Origin of the sequence: Thermogemmatispora tikiterensis, from assembly GCF_003268475.1 — a bacterium.
GTDB classification, from domain to species: domain Bacteria; phylum Chloroflexota; class Ktedonobacteria; order Ktedonobacterales; family Ktedonobacteraceae; genus Thermogemmatispora; species Thermogemmatispora tikiterensis.
This window is the reverse complement of the sequence record NZ_MCIF01000002.1, coordinates 5,158,451-5,181,414: the sequence shown is the minus strand read 5'-3', so window position 1 is coordinate 5,181,414 and position 22,964 is coordinate 5,158,451. Positions and strand designations below refer to the sequence as shown.

The window sequence follows — 22,964 nt, the reverse complement described above, 5'->3', positions numbered from 1 at the left end:
GGGCTTGTCCTGACACGTGACTGTCCCCCGGTGGCGCTTCACCGCCTCTGTCCGCTTTCTGCCGCGACATTGGCCCGCTGCTCGCCGGCTGCGGTCTGTCACGTGTTATTTTTTTCCCTTTTTACTCTTCCCTTCGCCAAAGCAGTGTGTTATACTGAGTGCCGTCGATCAATACATTTATCTCCATATTATGAAAGGATGAGGAGCACCAACTTCCACTCTGGAAGAGATATCTCAAGCGTCTTCTTCCACTCCCCACGCTGCATCGCCAGCCCTGGCCTGGAAGGAGGGCAAAGGCGTCGCAGTCCGAGCCTGATGAGCTGGCGCGGCGCTCACCGACAGGACCTGAGAGCTAAGGTGCGAGGCTGAGTAGAGCACTTCAGTCTTGATCTTCCGCAAACGGCTTGCTTGAAGCGAAAGAATCCGTCGAGGGAACGGAGAGCGCTACCCAGTGCGCGCGAGCAGAGAAGCTAGAGCCTCTCCCAATGCAGATCAGGAGCCTTCCGCGCGAGCTGAGGGCGTGGTTGCAGAGGGCACAACCCGCCGCACGAGGATGCTGAAAATTGAGAGAGCAGGAGGTTTGAGAGATCTCATGGTCAGGCACTGTGAGTTTTGCTACGCAGCGGTGCCCGCGGATTATACCACGTGCCCTGTCTGCGGAGCAGCGCTACGGGTGGGCCAGGATCAGTCTGGGGCGAGTGAGCAAGCTGGTGGTCTGCCATCCTTTTCTTCGGAGACCGCGCCAGCCGCGCCCAGAGCCAGCGGAGGTAGCTGGGACGAGCCAGGTGCCGCCGTTTTGCCTGGCTCGCTGGCCGCGACGCCGACGCCACAGGGACCGCAGCGTCCCTCGCATTTTCAGGGCAGCGAGTTCTCGACAAAGGGCCGCTCTGTTCTGTCGCGCTCGCTGCGGCTCGGCTTCATCTTGATGCTCTTGCTGTTTCTGACGGGGCTTAGCCTGCTCATCTACGGTGGCATTTATCATCCGGCCCAGTTGCACGCAGAGGCCACGGCTACGGTTAGCGCCGCTTTGACGGCCCTGACCCAGAGTACCGCTCAGGCCCAGGCCCATGCTACAGCGACCGCCATCGCCCAGGCCCACGCCACAGCTACCGCTGCTGCCCAGGCGACCGCCGTCGCTGCGGCCACCGCCACTGCCGAGCAGGCTACCTATACAGCGGCTACCCAGGGGACACCCACCCTGGTCGATCCCTTGACCGGACAGAACGGCAACCAGTGGACACTGGACAGCACCCTGCGCGAGGGCTGTTCCTTCTCCGGGTCTAGCCTGCATTCGATCGTTGCCAGCGACCATGTTTTCATCCCCTGCCTGGCTCTGGCCACGAACTTCGCCAACTTCACGCTGCAGGTCCACATGCGACTGGCACGAGGCGATGGCGGCGGCCTGGTCTTCCGCGCGAATGCCGATAGCGGCACCGGCTACCTCTTTTTCGTCGGCAGTGACGGAAACTATAGCCTCATGCTCTCCGATGGTACACAGGCCAATGCCCTGGTCGGCGGCCCAACGCCAGCCATCCATACAGCAACTGGCCAGGACAACTTGCTGACAGTGATCGCCCGTGGATCATCGATACTTCTCTATATAAATAGGCAATACGTGGGAAGCGCTCAGGATACGAACTTTAGCGCCGGGCAGATTGGTGTCTTCGCCATTGATCTTGGGCATGCGACCGACGCCGCCTTTTCTCAGCTCCAGGTCTGGTCGCGCTAATCGCCTCTGCCTACCCTGCTGCAGGACCAGGAGCAGGGCAGGCCACAGGGCAGCCCCAGACCAGCGCCAGAGATAGCAGCCTGGGGCCGGGTTCGGCTTTCGTCCTCTACGCTGCCGCTCTCGGCTCGCTTCTGACAAGCAATGATGAGATCTCTTGGCATAGATTGAAAAGCATGTTATGCTGAAGATGCTTTAGGGAGTCACTACGTCCAGCCCTTGAGGAGGATCTTCTTACCTATGCAATGCCAGATTTGCAAGGCCGAGTTGCCCGCTGGGGCACGGATCTGTCCCTCCTGCGGCGCTCCTACTCCTTACAATGTGCTGGAGCCAGAGAAGGAGCAGACCCCGCCACCGAGTACGTTCGGCAGCCCGGACGATACGCTGATTCAGTCCCGCCCCGAGAGCAGGGAAGCGACCGGCGTTGAGGACAGTGAGCGCACGTTGCGCGCGCCCTATAGCGAGCCTACGCTGCGTGCGCCTTCACGCTGGCAGCAACTGCAGACACCGCCAGCCAGCTCCGAGGGGGGAGCAGCTGCTCAGCCGAGAGAGGCTCAGACGCCTGGCATGGAGAGCGAGCGCCCTCGGGCCAGTGCCGAAGCGGGCGCGCCCCCGGCGGATGGGCCTTCCAGTGGACCGGCGTCAGCTCCGACGTCCTCGCCAGCTCCCAGCCCCAGCAATTTAACGCCAGTGCTGCCTCCGCAGGAGGCGGCCACTAGCTACGGTTGGATGCCGCCTACTGGAGCCGGAGCCAGCACTCCTTCCTACCCCGGCCTGAGCACTGCCCTTCCAGCCTCGCCCGCGCCTGCGCAGCCACCAGCTCAGTTTCCGATTTCGGGGACGCTGCCCGCGCAGCCACCAGCCGCAGGTTCGCCGCCTCAGCCCCCCGGTCAGATCAGCCAGAGCGGCCTCTCAACGCCACCGGGCTATCCACCCGCGGTAGCTCCGCAACCAGGATCTTCCAGCCCCGCTGGCCCCGTCCAGCCTGGCTATCCTTTTGCATCCTTCTCGCCTGGCCTGACGCCAGGGGTGGGCACTACCAGAGAGGGTGGCGTTGCCTTCCCCCAACAGGGGCAAGCCGGCTGGCCGCCGTATCCACAGCCAGTAGCCCCAGGGGCGCCAGGACCAGGCCCGATCTTCCCTTCTGCTCCCTCCGCCCCAGGCCAGACCAGAGGAGGGAGATCTACGCTGCTGCTCATTCTGGCCATTCTATTGATCTGTGTCATGATCTTGCTGGGAAGCGTCGTCTACCTCGGAGTCATCCGCCCAGGTCAGGAGCACGCCGCCGCCACGGCCACAGCCCAGAGCGCGACAGCCCTGGCCCTCAGCCAGCAGACGGCCACTGCCGTCGCCCGAGCTCATGCCACAGCAACGGTGACTGCGCTGCAGAGCAATCCCTTGGCCTTCTATAGCTATATCACGGCGCAGACACCCCAGGTGAATGACTCGCTGGCCAGTCAGAGTGCCAGCAACTGGGACGATACACGCAATAACGACGGCAGTGGCTGCCAGTTCAGCAATGGCGCCCTGCACATTCTGACTACAACCAGTACCCCAGCCTGGGCCTGTGCGGCTAACGCCCTGACGTACCATAATCTGGCCTTCCAGGTCGATATGACGATGGTCAAGGGCGACAAGAGCGGTCTCCAGACAATGGGGGGCCTCGTCTTCCGGCTCAATGAGGGCGCGCGTAGTTTCTATAGCTTCACGATCAGCCCCAGCGGCGCCTACCTGCTGAGTAAGGTCAGCAACGGAAATGTGAGCTATCTCTCCGAGGGTGTCAGCCCTGCCATTAACGCCAGTCTCGGCGAGAGCAATACATTGACCGTCATCGCCCAGGAAGATACACTCATGCTGTTCGTGAATCAGCACTACCTCTCTACGGTCCACGATAACACGCTGACGAGCGGCATGGTCGCCCTCATTGCCCTGAACTCTGGCAACATTTCCGCCGATGCGGCCTTTCAGAACGCAAGAATCTGGCAACTGTAGGAAGCCCTCAAGGCGGGAAGAAGCAGACCAGCTGCTGAGAACAGATCAGGGCCGCAGATCCAAGTGCAGGGACGCTGGCCAACACGGGGATGGGAGACACTCTGTCCTGCCGTCTCCGAGACTGCCAGCTCTCCCGCTCTCTTCTCTCCCGCCTGGTCGTCTCCTTTTGAGGTGCGACAGAGCTTCAACCCCAACCTATCGCCGTCTTGCCAGGTTCAACCACTGGCTAGTCTTGCAAGCAGCGTCCATGCTATAGTAGCAGAGAGGAGCACAAGGAGAGGAGCTTACCGTCAAGCGAGGGAGCGCTATCTATGCCCGGAAAGCAGCAATCGAGCCACCCGCAGTTAAGCGTCAACGGTCCAGAGCCGGAGCAGCTGCCGGTTCACAGGAGGGAGCCAATGACGATGGAGGGCAGCGAGGAGTCCGCAGAAAGACCGGCAGAGGTGAAAGAGCAGGCTGAGACAACGGCGCTCGTGAAAGTGCCTGCTGCAGAGCCAGTCTCTTTCCAGCAGCGGCCTGCTGGACTCTCACGCGGCCAGTGGTGGCTCTATGGCTCGCTCGCCGCCCTGCTGCTACTGGCGAGCACGGTTCTGTTGGTGATGCTGACCACAGGGCAGGCCACGGCTGTGCTCCAAGCCCAGGCCACAGCACGCGCCCAGGCCACAGGCTATGTCCTGGCCAGCGCCAGCGCCCAGGCCGCCGGCACGGCCCAGAGTCTGGCAACCCAGCAGGCAGCTATTTATGCGACTGCCACGGCCCAGAGTCTGGCAACGGCTCAGACCAGCCAGCTCACGGCAACGGCTACCACCTACGACGAGCGCCTCAGCCAGATTACCCAGGGCCACCCAGATTTTAGCGACGATCTGAGCACTCCTGACGAGTCTCACAGCTGGGACCAGGGTTTCAGCGATGCCGGGACCGGCTGCTTCTTCAACAACGGCGCCTACGAGGCGAGGGCCGGCCATGCGGGGTTGTTACAGCCCTGCCTGGCCCACAGCACCAAGTTCAGCCAGTTTGTCTACGAGGTCCAGCTGACGATCACCAGTGGCCAGGAGGCTGGCCTGCTCTTCCGCGCCAGCGCCGATGGTCAGAGCTACTATCTGTTCCGCGTGAGTATCAATGGCTCGTTCGCCCTCGATCTCTACCAGGGCCAAACGGCCCAAACTCTGCTGACCGGCTTCAGTCCAGCGATCAGCAGCGGCCTGACGCAGACGAATATTCTGAGTGTACTGGCCAGCCAGGATACCATCGTGCTCTATGTCAATGAGCAGGCGGTGGGGAGCGTTCATGACCATACGCTCTCAGCGGGGGCGATCGGCGTGGCCGCCATCGATGATCAGCTGCCCTGTGTTGCTCAGTTCAGCAATGCCCAGGTCTGGGTCCTTCACGAGTGAGCCGCCAGCGTTATGGTCTGGGATCAGTCAGACAGGCTGTGGCCACCAGGCCGGAGCCGGAGCGCTTTGCCTGTCCACCTCGTCAACCCGACTCCCCCAGTCCCGGCATGGTTGACAGAGCTCCTGCGCCTCTGCTATCCTATCGTACCAGAAGCGGAGCAGCAACGAGCAATAACACAACCATTGAGTAAAGGCGAAGAACAGGACAAGTACCTCATGCCCGCGAGCGCGAGAGAGCTGCGGGTTGGTGCAACGCAGCGCCGGGGATGAGGGAATCCACCTGGGAGCCCACGCGATGAGCGTTTGCGGTGGCCTCCGTTAACAGGCCAAATGAGGGATGGCTCTACGCAGCCAGTCTCTGGGGTCTTTTGCCCTCTGGCTGGCCAGCAACAGAGCATCCGAACAAAGGTGGCACCACGATCGACGCAGCAACCAGCGTTGTCGTCCTTGCACAGTGGACGATAACGCTTTTTTTATTGCTGCAGGACCGTTATAGGCGGTCAGTTGCCAGGCCCGTGGCCCCTCTGGCCGGTTCTGGTCGCTCCTCACGCGTTGCAGCCAGGACGGAGCACAATGACCTGACCCGCCCGGCCAGCGAGCTGGCACGCGACCTGCTCTAGACCAAGGCCCAGGACCCAAGTTTGAGAACGAGAAGAGCAGAAGGAGGGATTTTCGTGCTGGATCTCGGCTTTATTCGCAATCATCCCGAGCTTGTCAAGGAGGCTGTACGCCTCAAGCAGAGCGATTTTGATGTCGACCAGTTTCTGGCCCTTGATCGCCAGGTCTTAGAGCTGCAACATCAGGTCGAGACGCTGCGAGCCGAACAGAACCAGCTCTCGAAACGGATCGGACAGGCAGGCAAAGATAAGGAGCTGCGCGAGTCGCTCATCGCCGAGGGCAAACAGCTGGCGGCTCGCCTCAAGGAGCTAGAGCCGCAGCTGGAGGCTCTTACCGAGCAGCGTCAGCAGCTGCTCTATCTGGTACCCCAGATTCCTGATCCCTCGGCCCCAGTCGGCACAAGTGAGGAGGATAATGTCCCGGTGCGCTATTGGGGAGAGAAGCCGCAGTTCGATTTTCCACTGCTGGACCACTACACGCTGATGCAGAAGCTGGACCTGGTCGACATGGAGCGTGCGGCCAAAATCGCTGGCTCGCGCAGCTATGTGCTCAAGGGCGACGCCGCACGCCTTGAAATGGCCCTCCTGCACTTCGCTTTCGATCGCATTGCCGCTAAGGGCTTCACGCCCCTGATCGTGCCAGCGATGGCGCGCGAGTTCTGCTTTATCGGCAACGGCCAGTTTCCGCGCGGACGGGACCAGGTCTATGCCCTGGAGGGCGAGGATACTTTCCTTGTGGGGACCGCTGAGGTCTCGATTACAGGCATGTTCAAGGACGAGATTCTCAGCTACGAGGAGCTGCCTCTGACCTTTGTTGGCTTCTGCCCCTGCTTCCGTAAGGAGGCCGGCACCTATGGCAAGGATACGCGCGGCGTCTTCCGCGTCCATCAGTTCAACAAGGTTGAACAGTATGTGATCTGCGAAGCCTCACACGAGGAGTCGGTGCGCTGGCACGAGCAGCTGATCCGCAACGCCGAGGAGCTGGTTCAGGCTCTGGAGATCCCCTATCGCGTGGTTAACGTCTGCACCGGCGACATGGGCGATGGCAAGGTCGGCATGTACGATCTGGAATGCTGGGTTCCCAGCGAGGGCCGCTATCGGGAAACACATTCTTGCTCGTACTTCCACGACTGGCAGGCGCGGCGCGTCAATATCCGCTATCGTGATCGCGATGGCAAGGTGAAGTTTGTGCACACGCTCAATAACACGGCCCTCGCCTCGCCACGCATTCTGATTCCGTTGCTAGAGAACCACCAGCAGCCCGATGGCTCGGTACGCATTCCAGCAGCCCTGCGCCCCTATCTGGGAGGACAGGAGGCGCTGCGAGCACACCGCTGATCGTCGCCACTCGGCGTGCGCCAGTTCCGCCTTTGGCGCCAGGCTGGAAGGCCGGCTAGGTGAGAGGGATGATTTCCCCGCGCGGGCTGCCGCTGGCGTCTTCAATGTAGAGGCGGCCAAGCGTACAGGCTGGCTGACTGCGCCGATCGGTAGCGCTGCCGGGATTGAAGAGCAGCAGCCCATCTTGTTGACGCAGATAGGGAACGTGGGTGTGGCCGAAGATGACGCAGCGCGCCTGCGGAAACTCGCGGCGAGCCGCTTCCAGGCGCGCCTCCTCCTCACTGCGCCGCCGGCGCGCGCTGTCTGGGCTGAGGATATGGACGACACCAATGCGACAGCCGCCGATCACCAGCTCGCGTTTGAGGGGCAGCGCCCTCCGCACTTCGTCACTCTCGACGTTGCCCTGCACGGCTACGACGGGCGCGATGGTCTCCAGCTCGTTGATAACGGAGAGCACCGAGAGGTCGCCCGCATGAATGATCAGCTCAACATCGGCAAAATGACGCCAGATGGCCTCGGGCAGGGCCTTGAAGCGCGGAATATGGGTATCCGCCAGGACACCGATGATGTGTTCCATCGGCTCTTACCTCCGTTGCAGCAGACAGGCCGGTCGGTCCATGACGAGCGGGAGCCGGGCCAGGCCAGAGACAGACAGGTCCACCTCAGGCAAGAAGCCAGCAGGTGGCAGCCAACCTGGAACCTGGCAGCTGCCTGACCCGGCAGGCAACGAATCGCCCGCTCTTGTTGCTCGCTCTAAGGAGAGGATAGCAGATTCACTATGCGCATCGCCATTATCTCCGATATTCATGGGAATCAGGCGGCCCTGGAGGCCGTGCTGGAAGACCTGCATCGCCAACCGGCGATCGATCAGCTGGTCATCGCCGGCGACCTCTGCTTGAATGGTCCCCGCCCGCGCGAGGTGCTCACCATTGTCCAGCAACTCGGCTGCCCGGTCATCAAAGGCAACGTCGATGAGGAGGTGGTGAGCGCCGCCCCCGAGAAAGGGCGCAAAAAACAGAGTACCGTCGCCTGGACGCGCGAGCAGATCGGACCGGAGGGCATCGCCTATCTACGCAACCTGCCTTTCTCATATCGCCTGGTTAATCCCAACGGCAGCGACGCCCTGGTCGTTCATGCCAACCCGCGCAATCTGGAGGACGCCATCGCCCCTAACGCCACCGATCAGGAGCTGGAGCACTTGCTCGGTGACCTGGATGAAGAGATCGGCGCCCTGGCCTTCGGCCATCTGCATATCGCTTATCAGCGACGCTGGCGGCGGCTGTTGCTCTTGGATGTAGCCAGCTGCGGCCTGCCACGCGATGGAGATCGGCGCGCCGCTTACGGTATTCTCAGCTGGCAAGGCAGCGACTGGGAGGGTGAGATTCGTCGCGTGCCCTACGACCTGGAGGCCGTCGTCACCCAAATCCGTAACAGCGGTATGCCCCATCCCGAGCGGCGCATCAAGATCCTGCTGGAAGCCCACTACTGAGGTTCTGCAGCAGCCAGCCTGGAGCAGAGACCGTCGAACATAGAGCAACGGGGCGCCGGTGGTGGTGGGGAGTCGCCACAGCCGGTGCCCCGTTGTCAAGGTGAAGCGCTGAAGCGGAGCAGCTATTTTGCTCTATAAGACATGCAATAATTGACAGAAGATACAGGTACAGGTCGCCGGATGACCAGGAGCATGCTCAAGCAGCGACTGCGGTTGCTCGTTGTGGGGCAGCTCCTGCAGCGGCATCGCCTCCTCACCGAGGTAACTGGCGGCATCGCCGATATCGACCAGCTCAAGCTCACGCATAATTTCTTTCAGCTCACTTGTAGTCGCCATGCTCAATGAACCCTCTTCTCTCGCAGAACACTCAGCCCCGGGACGCAGAGAGTCCGCACGTGTGGCGCACTCCTGCTGCAACAGAGGGTATATCTCCCATTGCATCAGGAAATGCTCAACAGAAGACCCAGATTCGATAAATTTCAATAATTAAGCGATAAAACCAGACTCTGATTGACCTCACTCCGCTCACTGAAGCGTCGAGACCGCTGCCAGCAAGGGACAAGCCAGTCAGGGTCTTTTTTCGCCGCTCGGCCAGAGAGTCGGCGTCGGTCACCGAGCAGGAAGCTTGATAGCTTCCACTTAATATATACGTGTCCGGGTTGACATTCATCGCTGCAAGTGCAAGCGAATAGACCGGTTGGGTCAGGCAAGCGAGCAAGAAGCAGGCCAGGTGAGCCGGGGACTGCTGGTCTGGAGCGCAGCGAGCACGCCTGTGTCACCAGTGGCCAGGTTGGACACAGCCGTCACGCAGTCAGCGGGCAGAAACAGGAAGAAGAAAGAGCCGGGGAGTACGGAGAGAACGGCAGAGGAGCAGCCTGTACCGGCCCAATTCAGGAGCATTGTTCAGCCGGGTTGCTCACCGGCTGCCCCTTATCCTGCGGGGCCACAGGCAGAAGGCAGCCGGTCGTCATGAGCAACCACGCACCAGGGCAGACAGGGAAGAAAAGGAGCGAGCTAGTACGCCTGGCTAGAAATGAGACTGTTGGGCGGCCACCCCGGTGAAATCCGACGAGATCGGCTTAACGCCGGCAGGCTGCGTAGCATCAACCTGATAGATCACAGAATCGCGCGTTGGCACACGCTGATCAGGCGTCGAGCCATAGTGTGCGGGCGGCAGCAGACCTCCCATATCCACTGACTGCAGCGACTCGAAGGCCCGGAAGAGGCCATCGCGCGTCAGGTCACCGTTGTCCATCGCCTTCTTCAGAATGGCGTAGGTCACATAGGACTCGGCATAGCCAAACTCGAAGTAGCCATCGGGCTGCTGCTTCGGGAAATACTTGGCCTGGTCCTGCAACATCTGCGCCATCCCCGGCACACTCGTATCGCCCCAGGCCGCTCCCTGGGACACGACCCAGGCCCGGCTGATCAGAGGCTTGAGCGCCGGCACCGCCAGGAGCTGAATCGAGAAGGCCGGGCTTTGCAGAATCCACTGCGGATTGTAGCCCAGCTTGTAGGCGGTGGCGATAATGGTCGCTGTCGCCGTCGGCAGCGTTGTCATAAAGACGTACTTTGCCCCGGAAGCCTTCAGCTGCGCCACCTGGGCCGTAAAATCGGTATCATTGACCGCAAAGGAGACCTGGGCCACGTCATGCAGGTGGTAGACACTGACCGCCTCGCGGTAGCCCGTCAGCCCATCCTGGCCGTAGTCATCGTTCTGGTAGATGATGGCCGTAGCGGGATTCTTGACCCCGAGCTTATTGACAACGTAGTCAAAAGCATTCTCCACCTGCAGACGGTAAGGTGTGCCAACGAGGATCAGATACTTTTCCCGCGCCAGCGCCGATGAGAGCGTCGCCGCCGACACCAGCATGTGATCGGCAGCCGCCAGATCCTTAATGGCAAAGGTAGGCTGCGTCCCGAGGCTGTCGGCGATCATCAGCACCTGGTTGCGAATCTGGTTATACTTCTGCACCTCCAGCTGCGGGCTGTACTGCGTATCCTGTTCAATGAACTGGACTTTGAAGCCGTTAATGCCACCGTGGTCATTGACGTGATAGAAGAAGGCTTTGACGCCATTGGCGATCGGGATGCCGACCGGCCCGGCTACCGGCCCCGAGTAGGGCGAGAGGATGCCCAGCGTGATCGTCTTCTTATTGAGATCGACGCCAGGCCCCGCCTTGAGTCCACCTGAGCTACTACTCGTGCTGCTGCCCGCACAGCCCGCAAGGATCGGTAGACCGGCCAGGAGGATGAGTATACAGGCAAACAAGAAGCGCTTTGTCACCATAAACAATTACCCCCTTATCGAGCCAAAGGCACAAGATACTGCATAAAACCCGGCTGGTTCGCTTTTACTGGCTTCCTGACTGCAGACCTGAAGGGAAGCGCAGGTGGACCACCACAGGCTGGCCGCCTGGCCAAGTGGCAGGCAAGAAGAGGGAAGCAGATGCGACGAGGCCCGTCCAGATCTCGTCAGGCGCACTCAGGAGGCGCCCGTTCCGCTACTCCCCCGCTCCTCGCCGGGGCCAGGGAGGTGCTGCTGAAGATCAACTACCTCGATGCTCTCACCCCCTTCTTTGACCGTCGCTGCGCCCGCGCTCGCCCCCGTTCCCAACCTTTGAGGGCGAGGCCCGCCCGGGCGCAGACGGCGCACCAGACCAATGACTCCGCCTGGCTCAAACAGCAGGAAGACAATGATCAGCAAGCCATAGAGGAGCGCGTTCAGATCGCCGCTGCTAAGGCCCCCACCACCAGTGCTGGGCGGCAGCAGCGAGAAATAGTCGATGACCTGGGGGAGGGCGAAGACAAAAGCCGCTCCCAGGATCGACCCCCAGACATCGGCAATGCCACCAATGATGATGGCCGCCACAAACTGGATCGACAGGCTCAGGCTCCAGTAGTCGGGGATCACATAGCGCGCATAGGAGACATAGAGCGCGCCGGCCACGCCCGCCAGGAACGAGGAGAGCACGAAGGCCCCCATCTTGACCTCGAAAAGGTTCACCCCCATGATGGCAGCGCCCACTTCGTGATCCCGCACGGCCCGCATAGCGCGACCGACGCGTGAACGACTGAGATTGTAGACGAAGAGTGCCGAGAGCAGGAGGACCACCAGGATGAGCAGGAAATATTGCTGACCCGAGGTCAGGGCGACGCCCAGGATGCTGTTCTGCTGGTCGAGCGAGAAGCCACCAAAGGCCGGCACCGGGAAATTGCGCCCCTGCGGCCCCCCGGTGATGAAATTCAGGTTGCGGAACAGATAATTGCCGATGAAGACCAGAGCGAGGGTCACAATTCCCAGATAGAAGCCACGCAGGCGTAGGGCACTCGGCCCAATGAGCGCCCCAACCAGAGCCGCCACCAGGCCCGCCGCCGGCAGCCAGATGAAAACGGGCAGGCCCAGACCCCAGGGATCAAGCGGTCCCGCGGGCGGATTGCCCCCCAGGAGCGCCGCCGTATAGCCTCCCAGGCCCATGAAGAAGGCCAGGCCCAGCGAGATCTGACCGGTATAGCCCGAGAGGAGGTTGAGCGCCAAGGTGGCAATGGCCGCAATCAGGCAGTAGTTGACAATGGTAAACCAGTCGTCGCTGGCCAGCGAGAAGAAGAGCAGCAAGGCCAGCACTCCAACCCCCAGCCAGAGCCAGCGCGCCAGGCTTCCCAGCAAGTGAGGCGGCTCGGCCTCTCGTGGCAACTCCTGACGAAGACGGCTACGGCCAGGCTCCTTCGTAGCGATCATACGCGCTCTACCTTTCTTGAGCCAAAGAGACCATAGGGACGGATCATGAGGATAAGAATCATGATCAGATAGGGCGTTACCTCGTGCAGGCCGGTGCCAACCACCGCCGGCAGGCGGCTCTCGTAGCCAGCCGTCAGGACGCTGGTCAGACCGATAATGACGCCGCCGACAACTGCGCCGCTGACCGAGTCGAGACCGCCCAAAATGATGGCCGGAAAAGCCACCAGGGCAGCATTGCCAAAGTTGGGATCAATGGCCAGACTATCGATCGCCAGCAGGACGCCACCGAGCGTCGTGATGGCCGCCGCCAGTCCCCAGGCCAGGGCATAGACATTGCGCACATCGATCCCCATAGCCAGGGCCGCCTCTTGATCCAGCGCTGTGGCCCGCATGGCCAGCCCGTAGCGCGTGTGGCGAAAGAAATAGTAGAGGGCAGCGCAGAGTACCACAGTCACGCCAAGGGTCCAGAGATCGCTACTGCCCAGATGCACGCCGGCCACATTGAAGCCGCTGGTAATGGCGAAAGGCGTGGCTGCCGGAATGGTGCGCGAACCCCAGCCCACAATGACCAGCGTACGCAGAATGATGTCCAAACCAATGGTAATCATGAGAACAGTGAAGGGAGGACGACCAATCATCCTGCGCAGTACCAGGCGTTCAAAGAGGAGGCCGATGACAATCGTGACCAGTAGTCCCAGCGGCAGCGCCAGCAAAAAGGGCAGATGCCAGTTCAGGACGGCGCTGGCCACGACATAGGTGCCGACCAGCAGCAGCTCGCCCTGGGCAAAATTGATGACCTGGCTCGCCTTGAAGATGATGCTAAAGCCCAGCCCGATCAGGGCGTAGATACACCCCTGGGCTGCGCCCGCAAAGACTAGCTGAAGGAAGTAGGCCATAGCACATAGCTCCTCCTGCACAAGCAAGCCGCAAATAGCGCGATCGAGCGATGGGTAACACCATCGGCGCCCCGGTAGGCCCAGGGCCAGAGAACACTTCTGGCATCTCAACACGAGCAAACGAGCCAGCGCACAAGCAAGTAAGCGGAGCTGTAAGCCGACCTGTCTGTCTGCCTGCCAGTCCGAGGCGGAGTTTAGTTCTCGGAGACGGCGGGCAGGTCATCGGCGGGCGCCGGCAGCTGCTCCGATTCTTCGCCCAGGTAGGCTTTGATGACCGCCGGATTGGCCTGGACCTCCGCCGGCCTGCCCTCGGCAATGACGCGGCCAAAGTCCAGCACCAGCACACGGTCAGCCAGGCCCATGACCAGCGCCATATCGTGCTCAACGAGGATCTGGGTGATGCCGAGCTGCTCCTTGATCTCCAGAATGATGGCGGCGATCTCCTCGGTCTCTTCCAGGCTCATGCCAGCCACCGGCTCATCAAGCAGCAGCAGCCGCGGCTCCATCGCCAGAGCGCGCGCCAGATCAGCTCGCTTTTGCAGGCCATAGGGCAGGCTGCCCAAAGGCCGATCGCGCACCTCTTTCAAGTTTAGCAAGTCGAGAATATGGAGACAGTAAGCGCGGTTCTCCCACTCCTCCCGGCGGGTCGGGCCGATAAACAGTCCGGCGCGCAGGATGCCACTGTGCATGCGCGTATGGCGGCCCAGCAGCAGGTAGTCCAGGACGGTCATCGTGGGGAACTGGCCCATGTTCTGGAAGGTGCGTGCGATCCCAGCCCTGGCCACCTGGTGGGGCTTCAGGCGCAGCAGGTCCTGACCGGCAAAGGTGACCCGCCCCGCCTCGGGCTGGTAGACACGCGAGAGCACATTAAACAGGGAGGTTTTGCCAGCGCCGTTGGGGCCGATGACGGCAAAGAGTTCGCCCGGCCAGACGACGAAAGAGACCTCGCTAAGCGCGCGCACCCCCGCAAAGCGAACCGAGAGCTGTTCAACACGCAGCAGCGGCTCCCTGGGGTCGATCTGGTGGTTGTCGCTGGCCCGCTTGCTGGGGTCAGGCCTCTCACTCATGACAGCCACCTCCTCTCCGCCGCGCTTGCCCGCCGCTGGCGCAGGCGCCCAAGCGCGAGCTGGCGCTCTCCCTCACGCAGGCCAAGGTAGAACTGACGGATGTTCTCTTCTTGCAAGAGGCGCGCTGCTGGAGCGGCCAGAACGACGCGTCCCGTTTCCAGCACGTAGCCGTAGTGGGCCACCGAGAGCGCCATTTGCGCGTTTTGTTCGACGAGCAGTACGGCGGTGCCTTCAGCGTTGATCTCGGCAATGATGTTGCGAATGCGCTGCACCATGAAGGGGGCCAGGCCCAGAGATGGCTCGTCGAGGAGCAGCAGGCGCGGCGAGGCCATCAGGGCGCGCCCGATGGCCAGCATCTGCTGTTCTCCGCCCGAGAGATAACCCGCACGGCTGCTGCGCCGCTCGGCAAGGACCGGGAAGAGGCTCATGACGCGATCATAGGCGCGACGGATAGCGGCGGGATTGCGCACGGTGATGGCCCCAGCCTGGAGGTTTTCATCAACGGTCAGGTCGTCAAAGATGCGGCGCCCTTCCAGGACCTGGGTGATGCCCAGCTGCACGATGCGCGTGGGGGAAAGACGATCGATGCGCTCGCCTGCCCAGAGGATGCGACCACCAACCAGGGCGCCACGATGTAATGGGAGCAGGCCGGAGACGGCCCGCAGGAGGGTGGTCTTGCCGGCTCCGTTGGTGCCCAGCAGGGCGACGACCACCTTTTCAGGGATCTCAAGCGAGACACCCCGCAATGCGGGGATGACGTTCTGATAGGTGACGGCAACGTCCTGCAGCTCTAGCATAGGCGCTTCCTCCGTCGGCAGCGATGCTGACTCTCTCTGGCCCAACTCGCTTCCCTGCTCAGGCCCGCTCGCGGATACATACTTGGTCGGCGCTACAGCCCGCTTCAGCCAGGCTCATCTCTACCCACCTGCCCTGGCCGGCCAGTACGGGCAGCCTACCTTGACTAGCCTATTCAGGCCAGTCCCTCGCCTGCCCTCCCCACCTGCCTGCACCGCTGCAGGTTCCTCTCCTGGCCGCTGGCACCGACCCTGGCGGCCACTGGCGTTTCATGCAAGCCTATTGTAAACAGGCAGCGCGATGGTATACAATGTCTCTATCTACAAATTGGCAGATGGCTATTTGTTGGCTTCCACAATGGCGAGGGCGCCACTATGCAAGAGCATTGTCCAGATCCCTGGACCCCCGTGACACATGCCCTAAAGAGCGCAGCCCTCTGCCCAGAGCAGCGCGAGGACGCGATTGCGCGCGCTCTCCAGGAGCTGTTGATACGCGTGCCTGCTGTGGCCACGGCCTTAATCTGGCCCTGCCCGCAGCGCAAGGGGCCGTGGAAGGTCCACTATGCCGGCATCCGGCGCAACGCCATGCACCGCTGGCTCGCAGCACGTCTCGATCCATCCCCCGAAATGGTGGCCAGCGTACTCGAACGCGATCTGCGCACTGGCCTCAACGATATGCCGCCAGCCCTCCTCTTGAAGCTCGCTTCCCCCGAGAGCGGTCGACATGCCTTCTGGATTCTCTGGCCCACTCCTGGCGAGGGCGGCGCTTTCACTCTGCCACCGAACGAGGGGCTGCTGCGCGTCCGTCAGACCCTGGAGGCCCTGCTGGAGGTGGAGGAGAAGGAGGAACAATATTTTGCGCCTAGCTCACCCGTGCACGATCGGTCCCTCATCGAGGCCCTGGCCCACGGCGACGCCCAGGCCCTGGCCGCTATTTTGAGCCTGGCGCGCATCGTGACTCGTGCCGATTTTACCTTCTGGGGCCGCGCCTATAACGATGTGGTGGAGATCGCCGGCCACCTGGGCGCCCGCCACAGCAATTTCGGCTTCGCCCTGGGCCTGGGTCGCGGGATCGGCGGGCGCGTCGCTGCCTACGGAACGCCGATGGGACGTGGCGATTATCGCAACTCTCCCTACCGCGACCCAAGCGTCTCAGATATTGTCGACCGCGAACAGGTGCGCTCAGGCATGGCCCTCCCAGTGCGTTCGCAGACCGTGCCCGATGGTAACGCTCACGTGGCCGCTGTCCTCTACACGACGAGACGCACTGTCGCCCCCTTCTCGCTGGCGGAATTTCTCCTCGGCCAGCGTCTCACCCGCTTGCTGGAACCACTGCCACCCGCCGAGCGCCCTACTGTGATTCACTGGCCCGGCCTGGCGCGTACTCCCGACGCCAAAACGGCCTGGTATGAGCTACTGCTGCACGCCAATCGCGTAGAGGCCGTCGAGAACTGGGCCAGCCAATTGATCAAGGGGCCGGTGATCGTGACCGATGGCAGCGGCAAGCCCTATGTCCTGGCACGCAGCGAGGAGCTGGAACAGTTGCGTGCCGAGCGCGCCCGCCGGCCAGAGAAGGTACAGGTGGTCCCGCTGGCGCTCGCCGGCCTCGATCGTGCTGGCGCGGTCTACCTCTGCCCTGCCGTGCCGTTACCGCCTCCGCACTGGCCAGACTTCCTCTACGATCTGGTGGTGGCCTGCAACCTGGTCATCACTCGCCTGGAGCAGGTGCAAGACCAGCTTGATCGCCGCCGCGAGCAGTGGCTTCGCTCGCTGCTCAAGGGCCATTCGCTGCAATACGTGGAGCAAGATGGCTACCGACTCGGCCTGCCCGTGGAGCGCGGCCAGTTCTGGGTGTTGGCCTGGCCCCAGGACAGCCTGCAGGCTATGAAATCGGCCCGCAAGCGCATGATCGTCGAGAGCGTGGTGCTGGAGTGCCTGAAGAGTCCTCTGATCTTTGTCGACGACGATACAGCCATCGTCTTGCTGGAAGGCCAGGCTCCTCAGCCGCCATCGAAGGTGCGCGATGCCTTGCTGCAACACTGCGGCGTGCAGCCACTATGGATCGTCTACGGCGGACGTTACCACTCGCTGGAAGACCTGAAGATGGGCCTGACCCACACCGTCGCCCTGGCCCAGAAGGCCCGCCGCGAGGGCTATGGCGAGTATCTGCTCGATGTCTACACCTTCGGTCTGGATAGCCTGCTAGAGAACCCGCGCCTGATCAAGGACCTGGAAGCTTTCGCCACCAAGCTGCTCAAGCCCTTGCTCGACTACGATCGCGCCACCGGCTCCCACCTGACCGAGACCTTCGTCCTGGCTCAGACGCTTGGCTCAGCTCAGGCCGTGGCCGAACGCCTCGGCGTCCATGTCAATACAATCCGTTATCGCCTCCACCGCGCCCAGGATCTGTTGGGCAGCGATGAGCATACCCCCAAGGAACAAACGGCGATGGCCCTGGCGGCCTTCATCTGGCAGCGCAGCCATGCGGGCGAGGGCCTCAGCCCCGCAGACTCCTAATCCTCACTCGCAGAGGGAGGGAGGGAGGCCCCATTCCCCCCGCCCTGACGCCGCCCCGGCCAGCTCTCCCCTCACTGAGAGCCGCCCCCGGACGGCGTAGCTTCCTGTCTCTTGCCACAAAGAAGCGGCCTCGAATTTGTCGGTCAAAACATTGCCTTCCCCTGTTGCTCTCCTCATACAATAGCACTGTACCCGGACCAGGCGTCCTGATCAGTCAGTCCTGCCTGCCGCTCGCTGACCGGCTCGCTGACCGGCTCGCTGACCGGCTCGCTACCGGCTGTTCCTCCGCCTGGAGGTGCCCAGGCCCACCCTTTGCCGGCAAGTCTGCCGTTGCTCACACGCAGAGCGGGCACGTGTCGGTCAGGCATCGCCCTGCAGGCAGGCAAAGAAGCAGCAGCCTGCAACCAACGAGGAGGAGAACTTTGGATTTCCGCCTGACAGAAGAACAGAAGATGATCCAGGAGACGGTGCGCGCCTTCGTCAAGAGGGAGCTGATGCCACTGGAAGGCGAGGTCTTGCGCAACGAACGAGAGGGACGCCCCGGCTTAGACCGCGCCAGGCTCCGCGAGCTTCAGCTGAAGGCCCGAGAACTAGGCTTCTGGGGCATCAACACGCCCGAGGAGTATGGCGGGGCCAACCTTGGCCCGATTATGACAGCGGTCATCACCATTGAACTCTACCGCACCTTCGTGCCCTTCACCTTCGGCGGCTCCGCCGATAACATTCTCTATAGCTGCAATGAGGAGCAGAAGCAGCGCTATCTGCTCCCAACCATTAACGGCGAACGACGCTCTTGCTTTGCCCTGACCGAGCCGGGGGCTGGTTCCGACGTCTCCAATCTCAAGATGCGGGCTGTCAAGGACGGCCACGAGTGGGTTCTCAACGGCGAAAAGATCTTCATTACCAACGGCAACGAGGCCGATTTTGCCATGGTCTTCGCCCTCACCGACCCCGAGAAGGGCGTCCACGAGGGTCTGACCTGCTTCCTGGTAGACCGCGAGATGGGCTGGCGCTCCAGCTATATTCCGACGATGGGTTCCTGGGGGCCGGCTGCCCTCTATTTCGAGAACGTGCGCGTCCCTGAGGAGAATATCCTGGGCGAGTTGAATAAGGGCTATCAGCTCGCGATGAAATGGATCGGGGCCGGTCGCTGGCACATCGCTGCCCGCGCCGTCGGCGCCGCCGAGCGCCTGCTAGAGATGGCCATCGAGTACGCCCGAACACGCGTGACCTTTGGTAAACCCATCGCCGAACGCCAGGCCATCCAGTGGATGATCGCCGACTCCTACGTAGAGATCGAGGCCGCCCGCTGGCTGACGCTCTTCGCCGCCTGGCAGGCAGAGCAGCAGATGGATAATCGCCAGTCCGCCTCGGTGGCCAAGCTCTACGGCGCCAATATGGCCAATCGCGTCGTGGACCGCGTCCTGCAGATTCATGGCGGCATGGGTTACACCAAAGAGCTACCAATCGAACGCTGGTATCGCGAGATGCGCGTCTGGCGCATCTTCGAGGGCACCGATGAGATTCAGCGCTTTATCATTGCCCGCAACCTGCTCCGCGGCCACGTCAAGGTCGGCGAGACATTCTAAGCCGCCCCGACTCCCAGGCCGGTCATCGTCCATCCGCTGACCCCACAGGGATGAGCAAGCCAGAGAAAGAAAGAAAGAAAGAAAGATGGGCTTTCGCTGGCAGGCAAGGACAGCCAGATCTCGCCTAGGGATGGGTGGGAGAGCAGAGAGGTGTCAGTTGCTGTGAAGTGTAGTAGGAAGAGAGAAAGAAGGAGCTGGCTATGTCCGCATCCGAAGAGCAGCCCAGTCGAGACGGGTCCGAGGTGGCCCGCCTGCTGGCCCAAATCCAGGCCGAGTATGAGGCAGCAGAGCGAGGCTTGCAAGGTCTGGCCCTGGGAGTAAGTCGCCATTGCTTTATCACGCGACGCATGGAGCGCATGGGAGAGATTCATGCCCAGTTGCGGGCCCTGGTCGGCGAACAGGCCATGATCTTGATCGCCCGCCACCTCGATGGCCCTCAGCAGAGATAAGCTCATTTCCCTCTCCATCCACATGCTCAGCCCGCACGAGCCAGCAGTTGGCCCCGCTTCAGCTGCAGCCCCCTGTCGGGAGCGCAGAGACGGCGGGGCCAGCTGGCCGCCTGTTTATTGTTGCTGAGTACAATTTCTCTCCGCCAATTTGTCCTTCTAAACATTGCCTGCCAGCCACTTTTTCTCTACAATGGCTCTGCATATGTTGCTCTCTCGCCATGCGGCCTGAGTGGATAACACAGGCACAGAGACGAGCATCCTAATGTTTTCTCTTTTTCCTTACAAGGGAGGCTGCCAGGGCATCAGAGAAAGGATTTTCTCTTTCTAATGGAAAACAGCTGATTTCCCAGACGTAGAAGCAATAGGAGTGCAGCATGTCAGCTCACACGAGCAGGGTCGTCTTACCTGGCCAGAAGAAATCGCGCATCGCGGCGGCGATCATCGCCCGGCAGGACCGCATTCCGGTCTGGGCCTTACCTCGAACAGTGCTGTTGGTGATTGGTCTGGGGCTGCTCTTCACGTTCTACGATATTGGTGACATCAACGTCTCCTTCATTCAAACCTGCACGCAAATTGTGGTTGGCTGCCTTCCGCTGACGGCCAGCCAGTATCTGGGCTTCCCTGTCCTGATGAATCTCCTGGGTTACGTCCTGGGGGCATTGGTCTTTAGCCCTCTGGCGGACCGCTACGGGCGCCGTGACATGATGGTGGTGACAATGGCCATCACCGGCCTCGGCTCCCTCTACACGGCCTTTGTGGCCGACTACACGCATTTTGTGCTGGCGCGGACCATGACCGGCATCGGGATTGGGGCCGATCTGGCGTTGGTGAATACCTATGTTAATGAGCTGGCGCCCCGGGGGGCGCGCGCTCGCTACACCGCCCTCACCTTTATCCTGTCCTCGATCGGCGGTTCGCTCGGGGTCTGGCTCGGCTTCTATCTGACGACGCCGCCGGAACCCTTCCCCTATGGACTGCCCATTGCCCTGGCCGGTCCTCAGTTTACCTTCGGCTGGCGCGTCGTCTACGCCATCGGTGCCTCTCTGGCCTTTATCGGCCTGCTCCTGCGCTTCCAGCTGCCAGAATCACCACGCTGGCTGATTACCAAGGGCCGCATCTACGAGGCCGAGCGCGTGGTCGAGCGCATGGAAGACCACGCCCGCCAGCGCCTGGCTGGTGAGCTGCCACCACCAGAGCCGGAGCTACAGGTGCCGATCTACGATCGGCGCACTGGCTACAAGGAGATCTTCAGTAATACGCTCTATTTCAAGCGCACTATTCTGCTGCTGGTCATCTGGCTGCTGGCCTATATCACGGTCTATTCCAATATTTCAGGCATGACTACCCTGCTAGTGGCCCTGCACTATCCAGTGGCCGAGGCCGGCCTGATCACCTCGTTCGGCATCATCGGCAGCACGATCTGCGCCCTCTCGGCCTACCTGCTTGGCGAATATGTGGAGCGCAAGGTCTGGCTACTGATCGCAGCCCTGCTGACGATGCTGGGAGAGGTCACCGTCGCTTTGAGCGGCAATAGCTTTGGGCTGGCGGCTCTCGGCACCATCGTGCTGGGAATGGGCTGCTATATCTGGCTGCCGATGGTCTACGCCTGGTCAACGGAGAGTTACCCAACGCGGGCCCGCGCCAGCGGCTTCGCCCTGGTTGACGGGATCGGCCATGTGGGTGGGGGGATCGGCGTCAGCTACGTCACTTCGTTGGTGACACGCCTGGGGCCCGGCGGTACCTTTGTGCTCATCGGTAGCTTTCTCTTGCTGGCCGCCCTGCTGGCACAGTTTGGTCCGTCCACCCGGCAGAAGCGCCTGGATGAGGTCTCGCCCTAGGGAGGGAATTCTCTTTCGGATGCGCTGACAGAGCCACTTCCCTGCCACCGTCGGCTCCCGCTCTCCTTCCTTAGTAGCGGAGCTTTACTCATAGCTGCCTGTCGCACGCGGTCCGCTTGCTCAAAGATGAGCCGCCTGTCTTCTCTGCCTGACTGACAATAGCGACGCTGAGACGCGCCTGTTGGGCGCCCTACTTACTCATTGCGCAGCTTAGCTTGCTTGTAAGACACCACGCACCATCGTTTCTCACTCAGTGAACCAGGGTATATGAGACGAGAAGGAAAAAACGAAGTTGTTAGCTGTTCATCTGGCTCGGAGGCCAGAAAAGGAGAGGTAGCGTATGCGGTGTCCACGTTGCGCATACGAGGGAATGTTCTTTGATGGTCGTTGTCCGCGCTGTGGCTACCAGGCGGCGATGGCGCCGCCCAGCACGGGAGCGCTGCTGGGATTACCCCAACCTCAGCAATATCTGCTGATGCGCGGTGACAGCCTGGCCAAGGGTCGATACCGCATCCTGGGTCCTGTACCGCTGCCGGAGACTCAACGTCGTCAGGGTCGGGCCTGGTCGGCTATTGACCAGGAGATGGGGCGTCGTCAGGTTCTGATACGCGAGGTTCTCATGCCCCCAGAGCTGCTCCAGCGCACCAGCGCCAATCAGGTGATCGCTCAGGTGATGGAGCGACAGCAGCGTCTGGGTCAGCATCAGGGTTTTCCGCAGGTGGTGGAGGGTTTCAGCGAGCGTGGCAGCTATTTCCTGGTTCTGACTCACCCGGAAGGTGAGACGCTGGGCACGCTCCTCAAGCGCCAGGGGGGAGCCCTGCCCGAATCTCAAGTGGTGCACTATGGTTACCAATTGTGTGGCCTGCTGACGATTCTAGCCGAGCAGCAGCCACCGATCGTGCACGGCTCAATCAATCCGGAGACCATCGTGATCAACGCGGCCCAGCAGACAGTCTGGCTGATCCATATTCCCCTTTTTCCACCCGATCCCCCCGTCGAGAAAGGAGACGCGGTAGCGGCTGGCTACTACGCCCCAGAGGAGGTGCGTGGCGAGCTTGATCCTTCTGCCGACCTTTACAGTCTAGCGGCCACGCTACATCACGCCGTCACCGGCTATGATCCCAACGAGCGTCTGGTTTTCTTTCACCCACCGGCGCGCCGTCTCAATCCTGCCGTCAGTCCGCAGATGGAGATGATTCTTGTGCGCCAGCTCAGTCTGTCGCGTGCCCAGCGCTATCCGCATCCCAGCGCCATGCAACGGGACCTGGAAGCCCTGTTGGAGCGCTACCTTGAGCGACAAGATGACGAGATGGCGGGCAGCCCATTAGCCAGCCCGCTGCAGCTACCGTCGGAGCAGTTTCGCGAGCAGGCGCGCAGCAACATGCTGCTCAACGCTGGCGTCTTTGCCGCCATCGGGGTGCTGTTGCTTCTGGGCGTGCTGCTGGTCCTGCTACGTCCTTAAGTTGCAGCGAGGCCGCCCGCTCCGCCGGAGAGGGAGCAACCTTTGTTGTTTGCTGTC

The 22,964-nt window shown here is 61.7% G+C and carries 17 protein-coding genes and 1 other annotated feature; of the genes, 10 read left to right on the top strand and 7 right to left on the bottom strand.

Annotation, left to right across the window (positions count from 1 at the left end):
* The first annotated feature begins 592 nt into the window (after window positions 1–592).
* From A4R35_RS23970 to serS, 4 genes are all read left to right on the top strand, one after another.
* Entirely contained in the window at window positions 593–1,729 is a 1,137-nt protein-coding gene (locus A4R35_RS23970) for a LamG domain-containing protein (RefSeq protein WP_146747289.1), read from the top strand.
* 237 nt (window positions 1,730–1,966) lie between these two features.
* The gene (locus A4R35_RS20695; protein WP_112432776.1) at window positions 1,967–3,718 is read left to right on the top strand and encodes a hypothetical protein; all 1,752 of its coding nucleotides are present in this window, start codon (window positions 1,967–1,969) and stop codon (window positions 3,716–3,718) included.
* A 311-nt stretch (window positions 3,719–4,029) separates the two neighbouring features.
* A complete protein-coding gene (locus A4R35_RS20690; RefSeq protein WP_146747288.1) occupies window positions 4,030–5,112 on the top strand; it encodes a hypothetical protein in 1,083 nt (360 codons plus the stop codon).
* 187 nt (window positions 5,113–5,299) lie between these two features.
* Window positions 5,300–5,564 (top strand) — a binding site (T-box leader).
* A gap of 222 nt (window positions 5,565–5,786) precedes the next feature.
* On the top strand, window positions 5,787–7,067 hold the full coding sequence (serS, locus tag A4R35_RS20685; protein WP_112432772.1) for a serine--tRNA ligase: 1,281 nt from the start codon (window positions 5,787–5,789) through the stop codon (window positions 7,065–7,067).
* 55 nt (window positions 7,068–7,122) lie between these two features.
* Here the strand turns inward: serS and A4R35_RS20680 are convergent, their stop codons facing one another.
* Window positions 7,123–7,644, bottom strand: coding sequence for a metallophosphoesterase family protein (locus tag A4R35_RS20680; RefSeq protein WP_112432770.1), 522 nt, complete (start codon window positions 7,642–7,644; stop codon window positions 7,123–7,125).
* 201 nt (window positions 7,645–7,845) lie between these two features.
* Here A4R35_RS20680 and A4R35_RS20675 point away from each other — a divergent pair, with 201 nt between their 5' ends.
* Entirely contained in the window at window positions 7,846–8,556 is a 711-nt protein-coding gene (locus A4R35_RS20675; protein ID WP_112432768.1) for a metallophosphoesterase family protein, read from the top strand.
* Between the two features lie 132 nt (window positions 8,557–8,688).
* Here the strand turns inward: A4R35_RS20675 and A4R35_RS20670 are convergent, their stop codons facing one another.
* The 6 genes from A4R35_RS20670 to A4R35_RS20640 form a co-directional block, all read right to left on the bottom strand.
* Window positions 8,689–8,892 carry a hypothetical protein gene (locus A4R35_RS20670; RefSeq protein WP_112432766.1) on the bottom strand — a complete coding sequence of 68 codons (204 nt, stop codon included), beginning with the start codon at window positions 8,890–8,892 and terminating at the stop codon, window positions 8,689–8,691.
* 691 nt (window positions 8,893–9,583) lie between these two features.
* On the bottom strand, window positions 9,584–10,846 hold the full coding sequence (locus A4R35_RS20660; protein ID WP_112432762.1) for an ABC transporter substrate-binding protein: 1,263 nt from the start codon (window positions 10,844–10,846) through the stop codon (window positions 9,584–9,586).
* A gap of 195 nt (window positions 10,847–11,041) precedes the next feature.
* Window positions 11,042–12,295 (bottom strand): branched-chain amino acid ABC transporter permease, encoded by a 1,254-nt coding sequence (locus tag A4R35_RS20655; protein WP_112432760.1) that lies wholly within the window; start codon window positions 12,293–12,295, stop codon window positions 11,042–11,044.
* Window positions 12,292–13,191 (bottom strand): branched-chain amino acid ABC transporter permease, encoded by a 900-nt coding sequence (locus tag A4R35_RS20650; protein ID WP_112432758.1) that lies wholly within the window; start codon window positions 13,189–13,191, stop codon window positions 12,292–12,294. Before A4R35_RS20650 ends, A4R35_RS20655 begins: the two co-directional genes overlap by 4 nt.
* Before the next feature lie 194 nt (window positions 13,192–13,385).
* Entirely contained in the window at window positions 13,386–14,258 is an 873-nt protein-coding gene (locus A4R35_RS20645) for an ABC transporter ATP-binding protein (protein ID WP_112432756.1), read from the bottom strand.
* A complete protein-coding gene (locus A4R35_RS20640; RefSeq protein WP_112432754.1) occupies window positions 14,255–15,055 on the bottom strand; it encodes an ABC transporter ATP-binding protein in 801 nt (266 codons plus the stop codon). Before A4R35_RS20640 ends, A4R35_RS20645 begins: the two co-directional genes overlap by 4 nt.
* Window positions 15,056–15,427: 372 nt before the next feature.
* Between A4R35_RS20640 and A4R35_RS20635 the strand changes: the two genes are divergently transcribed.
* The 5 genes from A4R35_RS20635 to A4R35_RS20615 all read left to right on the top strand — a co-directional run bounded on the left by A4R35_RS20635 (window position 15,428) and on the right by A4R35_RS20615 (window position 22,907).
* On the top strand, window positions 15,428–17,569 hold the full coding sequence (locus tag A4R35_RS20635) for a PucR family transcriptional regulator (protein ID WP_112432752.1): 2,142 nt from the start codon (window positions 15,428–15,430) through the stop codon (window positions 17,567–17,569).
* A gap of 422 nt (window positions 17,570–17,991) precedes the next feature.
* A complete protein-coding gene (locus tag A4R35_RS20630) occupies window positions 17,992–19,158 on the top strand; it encodes an acyl-CoA dehydrogenase family protein (RefSeq protein WP_112432750.1) in 1,167 nt (388 codons plus the stop codon).
* Between the two features lie 200 nt (window positions 19,159–19,358).
* Window positions 19,359–19,607, top strand: a complete 249-nt coding sequence (locus A4R35_RS20625) for a hypothetical protein (protein ID WP_112432748.1) — start codon at window positions 19,359–19,361, stop codon at window positions 19,605–19,607.
* Between the two features lie 374 nt (window positions 19,608–19,981).
* Window positions 19,982–21,445: an MFS transporter gene (locus A4R35_RS20620; RefSeq protein ID WP_112432746.1), complete on the top strand. Its 1,464-nt coding sequence runs from the start codon at window positions 19,982–19,984 to the stop codon at window positions 21,443–21,445.
* Window positions 21,446–21,785: 340 nt separating this feature from the next.
* Entirely contained in the window at window positions 21,786–22,907 is a 1,122-nt protein-coding gene (locus A4R35_RS20615) for a serine/threonine protein kinase (protein WP_112432744.1), read from the top strand.
* The last annotated feature ends 57 nt before the right edge of the window (window positions 22,908–22,964 follow it).

What these genes read in the sequence shown, in the direction of transcription:
- A4R35_RS23970 (WP_146747289.1), top strand. Translation starts at nt 593, where the DNA reads ATGGTCAGGCACTGTGAGTTTTGCTACGCAGCGGTGCCCGCGGATTAT.
- A4R35_RS20695 (WP_112432776.1), top strand. Translation starts at nt 1,967, where the DNA reads ATGCAATGCCAGATTTGCAAGGCCGAGTTGCCCGCTGGGGCACGGATC.
- A4R35_RS20690 (WP_146747288.1), top strand. Translation starts at nt 4,030, where the DNA reads ATGCCCGGAAAGCAGCAATCGAGCCACCCGCAGTTAAGCGTCAACGGT.
- A4R35_RS20680 (WP_112432770.1), bottom strand. Translation starts at nt 7,644, where the DNA reads ATGGAACACATCATCGGTGTCCTGGCGGATACCCATATTCCGCGCTTC.
- A4R35_RS20675 (WP_112432768.1), top strand. Translation starts at nt 7,846, where the DNA reads ATGCGCATCGCCATTATCTCCGATATTCATGGGAATCAGGCGGCCCTG.
- A4R35_RS20670 (WP_112432766.1), bottom strand. Translation starts at nt 8,892, where the DNA reads ATGGCGACTACAAGTGAGCTGAAAGAAATTATGCGTGAGCTTGAGCTG.
- A4R35_RS20660 (WP_112432762.1), bottom strand. Translation starts at nt 10,846, where the DNA reads ATGGTGACAAAGCGCTTCTTGTTTGCCTGTATACTCATCCTCCTGGCC.
- A4R35_RS20655 (WP_112432760.1), bottom strand. Translation starts at nt 12,295, where the DNA reads ATGATCGCTACGAAGGAGCCTGGCCGTAGCCGTCTTCGTCAGGAGTTG.
- A4R35_RS20650 (WP_112432758.1), bottom strand. Translation starts at nt 13,191, where the DNA reads ATGGCCTACTTCCTTCAGCTAGTCTTTGCGGGCGCAGCCCAGGGGTGT.
- A4R35_RS20645 (WP_112432756.1), bottom strand. Translation starts at nt 14,258, where the DNA reads ATGAGTGAGAGGCCTGACCCCAGCAAGCGGGCCAGCGACAACCACCAG.
- A4R35_RS20640 (WP_112432754.1), bottom strand. Translation starts at nt 15,055, where the DNA reads ATGCTAGAGCTGCAGGACGTTGCCGTCACCTATCAGAACGTCATCCCC.
- A4R35_RS20635 (WP_112432752.1), top strand. Translation starts at nt 15,428, where the DNA reads ATGCAAGAGCATTGTCCAGATCCCTGGACCCCCGTGACACATGCCCTA.
- A4R35_RS20625 (WP_112432748.1), top strand. Translation starts at nt 19,359, where the DNA reads ATGTCCGCATCCGAAGAGCAGCCCAGTCGAGACGGGTCCGAGGTGGCC.
- A4R35_RS20620 (WP_112432746.1), top strand. Translation starts at nt 19,982, where the DNA reads ATGTCAGCTCACACGAGCAGGGTCGTCTTACCTGGCCAGAAGAAATCG.
- A4R35_RS20615 (WP_112432744.1), top strand. Translation starts at nt 21,786, where the DNA reads ATGCGGTGTCCACGTTGCGCATACGAGGGAATGTTCTTTGATGGTCGT.